The sequence below is a fragment of the Actinotalea sp. C106 genome (assembly GCF_023630195.1).
In the GTDB taxonomy this organism is placed as follows: domain Bacteria; phylum Actinomycetota; class Actinomycetes; order Actinomycetales; family Cellulomonadaceae; genus Actinotalea.
The window spans coordinates 1-5,476 of sequence record NZ_JALPKN010000218.1; the positions used below are offsets into that span (position 1 = coordinate 1).

5 protein-coding genes are annotated in these 5,476 nt (G+C 73.7%); 2 read left to right on the plus strand and 3 right to left on the minus strand.

The window, feature by feature from the left end; genetic code table 11:
* Nucleotides 1–537: phosphotransferase (locus L0B03_RS19370; RefSeq protein ID WP_284501793.1), on the plus strand; the 537-nt coding region annotated here is incomplete at its 5' end.
* Between the two features lie 67 nt (nucleotides 538–604).
* A complete protein-coding gene (gene glgB / locus L0B03_RS13345; protein ID WP_284501794.1) occupies nucleotides 605–2,899 on the plus strand; it encodes a 1,4-alpha-glucan branching protein GlgB in 2,295 nt (764 codons plus the stop codon).
* A 96-nt stretch (nucleotides 2,900–2,995) separates the two neighbouring features.
* Here the strand turns inward: glgB and L0B03_RS13350 are convergent, their stop codons facing one another.
* Genes L0B03_RS13350 through L0B03_RS13360 form a run of 3 tightly spaced genes read right to left on the minus strand, consistent with a single transcriptional unit; the run spans nucleotide 2,996 to nucleotide 5,146 of the window.
* Complete coding sequence (locus L0B03_RS13350; protein ID WP_250446566.1) at nucleotides 2,996–3,943, minus strand: co-chaperone YbbN; 948 nt, start codon at nucleotides 3,941–3,943, stop codon at nucleotides 2,996–2,998.
* Between the two features lie 31 nt (nucleotides 3,944–3,974).
* Nucleotides 3,975–4,958 carry a hypothetical protein gene (locus L0B03_RS13355; RefSeq protein WP_250446568.1) on the minus strand — a complete coding sequence of 328 codons (984 nt, stop codon included), beginning with the start codon at nucleotides 4,956–4,958 and terminating at the stop codon, nucleotides 3,975–3,977.
* Complete coding sequence (locus L0B03_RS13360) at nucleotides 4,955–5,146, minus strand: hypothetical protein (RefSeq protein WP_250446570.1); 192 nt, start codon at nucleotides 5,144–5,146, stop codon at nucleotides 4,955–4,957. The genes L0B03_RS13355 and L0B03_RS13360 overlap by 4 nt, the downstream gene beginning before the upstream one ends.
* Nucleotides 5,147–5,476: the final 330 nt, after the last annotated feature.

The window sequence follows — 5,476 nt, forward strand, 5'->3', positions numbered from 1 at the left end:
CGACGGGTGGCCGCCGCCCTGGCCTCCCGTGCCTCGACGGCCCTGCGCGACGCCCCCGTCCTCGCGGCGCGCGCCGACCGCGTGGCCGAGCTCATTGAGGGGGTCGCCCTGCTCGAGGACCTGCCTCCGCTCCAGCGGGTGCACGGTGACTACCACCTGGGGCAGGTCCTGCACGCCCCCGAAGGATGGCGCGTCCTGGACTTCGAGGGCGAGCCCCAGGCGCCTGCCGCCGAGCGCACCCGGCCCGACCTCGCGCTGCGCGACCTCGCCGGGATGCTCCGCTCTGTCGACTACGCCGCCGCCGTGGGCGGCGCCGAGGACCCGCAGTGGTCGACGCGGGCGCGGGAGCGGCTCGTCGCCGGGTACCTCGACGCCGCGGGCGAGGGCAGCACGGCGAGCGGCACGACCGTCCAGCTCCTGCGCGCCCTCGAGCTCGACAAGGCGCTCTACGAGGTCGTGTACGAGTCGCGCAACCGCCCCGACTGGGTGCACATCCCCCTCGACGCCGTCGACCGGCTCCTGGGCGCGACCGGCTGAGCAGCGGGCGGGCGAACCGCCCCTCGCCAGCCGTGCGGGGCGATGCCCACCGTGGCAGGGTGGGCACATGAGGCCCCCCGAGACGCCGTCCACCCCACCGACCTCGGCGACCACGGGCGCACCGCCTGCCGCCGTGACCGACCTGACCTCCGGGACCCCTGCGCCAGGGGGCCCTCGGCCGATCAGCCACGAGGAGCTCGATGCCGTGGTCGCGGGCACCCACTGGGACCCGCACCGCGTCCTCGGCGCCCACCTCGACACCGACGCCGCCGGCTCCGCGAGGGTGACCATCCGCGCGCTGCGGCCCCTCGCGGACGCCGTCACGGTGGTCACCACCGAGGGCGAGCACCCCGCCCAGCACGAGCACGGCGGGGTGTGGGTCTGCGTGCTCGAGCGCGACGAGATCCCCGACTACCGGCTGCACGTGACCTACGGCGAGGTCGTCACCACCGGCGACGACCCGTACCGGTTCCTGCCCACCCTGGGCGAGATGGACCTGCACCTCGTCGCCGAGGGGCGCCACGAGGAGCTGTGGACCGTCCTCGGCGCGAACCTGCGGAGCTACCCGAGCGTGCTCGGCGAGGTGCAGGGCACCGGGTTCGCCGTCTGGGCCCCGAACGCCCGCGCGGTGCGGGTGGTGGGCGACTTCAACCACTGGCAGGGCACCCCGCACGCGATGCGCGCCCTGGGCAGCACCGGGGTCTGGGAGCTGTTCGTGCCTGGCGTGGGTGCCGGCGCACGGTACAAGTTCGAGATCCTCAGCCAGGACGGTTCCTGGCGTCAGAAGGCGGACCCGATGGCCCGCGGCACCGAGGTACCCCCGGCGACCGCCTCGGTCGTCGTGGCCTCGGACCACACGTGGCACGACGAGGACTGGCTCGCGCGACGCAGCGAGGGCGACCCGCACCAGGGCCCGATGAGCGTCTACGAGGTGCACCTGGCGTCCTGGCGCCCCGGCCTGAGCTACCGCGAGCTGGCCGACCAGCTCACCGAGTACGTCACCTCGCTCGGCTTCACCCACGTCGAGCTGCTTCCCGTGGCGGAGCACCCCTTCGGCGGCTCCTGGGGCTACCAGGTGAGCTCGTACTACGCGCCGACCTCACGGTTCGGGCACCCGGACGACTTCCGCCACCTCGTGGACCGGCTCCACCAGGCTGGCATCGGCGTCATCCTCGACTGGGTCCCTGCGCACTTCCCCAAGGACGAGTGGGCTCTGGGACGCTTCGACGGCAGCCCCCTCTACGAGCACCCCGACCCCCTGCTGGGCGAGCAGCCCGACTGGGGGACCTACGTGTTCAACTTCGGGCGCAACGAGGTCCGGAACTTCCTCGTGGCGAACGCGACCTACTGGCTCGAGGAGTTCCACATCGACGGCCTGCGGGTCGACGCGGTCGCCTCGATGCTCTACCTCGACTACTCCCGCAGCCACGGGCAGTGGCGCCCGAACATCCACGGCGGGCGGGAGAACCTCGAAGCGATCCAGTTCATCCAGGAGGCCAACGCGACCGCGTACCGGCGCACCCCCGGGATCATGATGATCGCCGAGGAGTCCACCGCCTGGCCCGGGGTCACCAGCGCGACGACCGACGGGGGTCTGGGCTTCGGCCTGAAGTGGAACATGGGCTGGATGAACGACACCCTCCGCTACCTCGCGGAGGAGCCGATCAACCGCCGCTACCACCATCACGAGGTCACGTTCTCCCTCGTCTACGCCTTCTCCGAGCACTTCGCGCTCCCGCTCTCCCACGACGAGGTGGTGCACGGCAAGGGCTCGCTCCTGGGCAAGATGCCCGGCGACCGCTGGCAGCAGGCTGCTGGCCTGCGGACCCTGCTGGGGTACCAGTGGACCCACCCGGGCAAGCAGCTGCTCTTCATGGGTGGGGAGTTCGGCCAGTCCTCGGAGTGGGCCGAGGGCCGCGGCCTGGACTGGCACCTGCTCGAGGACCCGACCCACGCGGGCATCTCCCGCCTCGTGACCGACCTCAACGAGCTCTACCGCTCCGAGCCCGCCCTGTGGCGGCTCGACGGAGACCCTGCGGGCTTCGAGTGGATCGACGCGCAGGACGCCGCGCACAACGTGCTCTCCTACATCCGCCGCGACGGTGAGGGCCGTAGCGCGGTCGTCATCGTGAACTTCGCCGGGACCCCGCACGAGGGCTACCGGGTCGGCCTTCCTACGGGCGGCGTGTGGCGCGAGGCCCTCAACACCGATGCCGAGACCTACGGGGGCAGCGGGGTGGGGAACCTCGGGCAGGTCGAGGCCGAGGCGACGCCGCTGCACGCCCAGCGCTGGTCGGCCCTCCTGCGGGTCCCGCCCTTCGGTGTCCTGGTCCTCACCCCGGAGGCCGAGGCGACCTCCTGACACGATCGTGCCCGGCTCGCTCACGCGGGCCGGGCACGATGCTCTCGAGCTGAGCCCCGCCGCAGATCAGCGCGACGGGTGCGAGGAGGGCGCTGGTCAGTACAGGGCGCTGGCCAACGACCGTCGGGCAGCCATCACGCGCGGGTCCTCATCACCCACGACGCCGAAGAGCTCGACCAGGCGCACACGCACGGCCTCACGCTCCTCCCCCGCCGTGACGCGGACGAGGTCCACCAGGCGGACGAAGGCGTCCTCGACCTTCCCACCGAGCACGTCGAGGTCGGCGACGGCGAGCTGCGCCTCGACGTCCCGAGGGGCGTCCGCCGCGGCGGAGCGCACGGCCGCGAGGTCGACACCCTGCGTCCGGCGCAGCAGCTCGACCTGAGCGCGACCGGCACGGGCCATGTCATCACGCGGGTCCTCGAGGAGGGCCTGGTCGTAGGCGGCGGCCGCCGCGTCCAGGTCGTCCCTCTCGATCGCGTCGTAGGCGGCCTGGTGCAACGGGGGCAACGGCGGCTCGGCCGGCTCCTCGGGCTCGGGCTCGACCGGCCCGGCCTCGACCCGCCCGGTCACGCCGTTGGCCGCCGCCGCCTCGAGCAGCTGCGTGAGCACCGCCCGCACGTCCTCGGTCGAGACCTGCCCCTGGAAGAGCGGGACGGGCTGCCCCTTGAGGACGGCGACGACGCTCGGCACCGACTGCGCCTGGAAGGCCTGCGCGATCTGCGGGCTCGCCTCGGAATCGACCCGCGCGAGCAAGAACCTCCCCTCGAACTCGTCCGCCAGCGCGACGAGGTCCTTGACCACCTCAGCCGCGACCTCGCTCCACGCCGCCCACAGGACGAAGACCACGGGCACCTGCACCGACTGCTGCACGACGTCGGCGAAGCTCGCCTCGGTCACGTCGATGACGTAGCCGGGGGTCGCGGCGCCGCCGCCGGTGGGAGGACCACCAGGGGCCGGGGCCGGCGTGCGGCCGAGGCCCGACAGGTCGACGGCTCCACGCACGTCGAGGCGGGGCTGGTTCCCTACGGGCTGCTGGCTCATCTCTCGCTCCTGGTTCGGGGCTGCGGATCGGTCACTCGCCGGTGACCTCGGTCAGGGTGTGCTCGGCGCCGAGCACCTGCACGGGCTCCTCCGAGCCTGCGGGCGGGACGGCGAAGGCGACGGTGCTGGTCCAGTCGATCGCGAGGTTCTCCGCGACGACCTCCTGGCCGAGCAGCGCGGCGGTCTCGCCCCCGAGATTCACGGTGCTGTCCTCGAGGGTGATCGTCGTGCTGGTCCGGACGGACCCCACCACGATGGCACCCCCCTCGGCTGTGCCGATGACCTGGACCCCGTCGGCACCGGGCTCGTAGGTCTCGGTGAGCGTGCCCTTGTCGACCACGAGCCCCTCGTACCCGGCTCGGACCGCGGCGATCTGCGCGCGGAGCGGGTCGTCCTCCTCGGCGAAGACCTGAGCCGCCTCGCCCTCCGCGTCACCGTCGAGCAGGGAGACGTAGCCCTCGATCACGGCCTCGGGGGCCAGGAGCAGAGTCTCGGGGTCGACCTCGGCGCTGCCGAGCTCAGGTTGGTTGGTCGGGGGCATCTGCGCCCCGGGGAACAGGCGCACCCAGGACCACAGCTCGAACTGGGCCCGAGGGCCGTCCTGCACCAGCGTCACCAGCAAGGGAGCCCGGAGGTCCTCGGGGGCCTCGGTGACGGCCATCACCGTTCGCGGCCACTGCGTCGTGCTCGGGACGACCACGGTCTGGGTGCCCGCCGGGATGTCCGTGACGGCGCCCTCGTCCCCCGCCTCGACCTCGGCGTACTGGGCGGTGCGCAGGTCGAGGGCAGGCCCGGCGACCCGCGGACCGAGCAGCTCGGCGTCGTACGCCTCGTCCCCCTCGGCGACCACGGCGGTGACGTCCGCGAGGATCCGCTCGACCTGGGTGGCGGTGAGGGCAGGGGGCGGTACGGCGGGAGCCGCCTCAGGCTCGGGCTCGGGCAGGGGGGCGCTGCAGCCGACGAGGAGGAGACCGGTCGCCAGCACACCCGTGATCGCCGTGGCTCGTGACCTCATGACGCACCTCCCTCGTCCTCGTCGTGGCGCCCTCGGCTGCTTCCGTCCCGGGCGTCCGGGTCCTTCGTCGAGGAGGCGGAGTCCTCGGTCGAGGAGGCCGCACCGGCCTCGGGCGCGAACCCCCAGGCCTTGCGCCAGGCGTCGGCCGAGGCGCTCTGCCCGGCCTGGGGACGGGTCGACCACGTCAACGGCGCAGGTCCCGCAGGGGTTCCCGCAGCGCCTGAGCCCGGAGCGCTCCCGGGGCCCTCACCGGCAGCGCCGGCGCCCTTCCCGGCTCGTCCCGGCTCGACGGGTGACCTGGAGGGCCCGGTCGCCGCGTCCTCGGACCGGCGCGTGGGGAGCACCCGTCCCAGACGTCCCCGCCACCCGGCGGCGGTCTGGGGCTCGTCGTCCTGATCGGCGGGTGTCCCTGTCCCGGCTGCCGGCGCCGACGGGGTCGCCGGCGTCCCGACCACCGGGGAGGGCGTGGGGCCCGGGGGTGGGACCACCGGGGTCTGCCCGGTCGGGGTGCCCTCGTC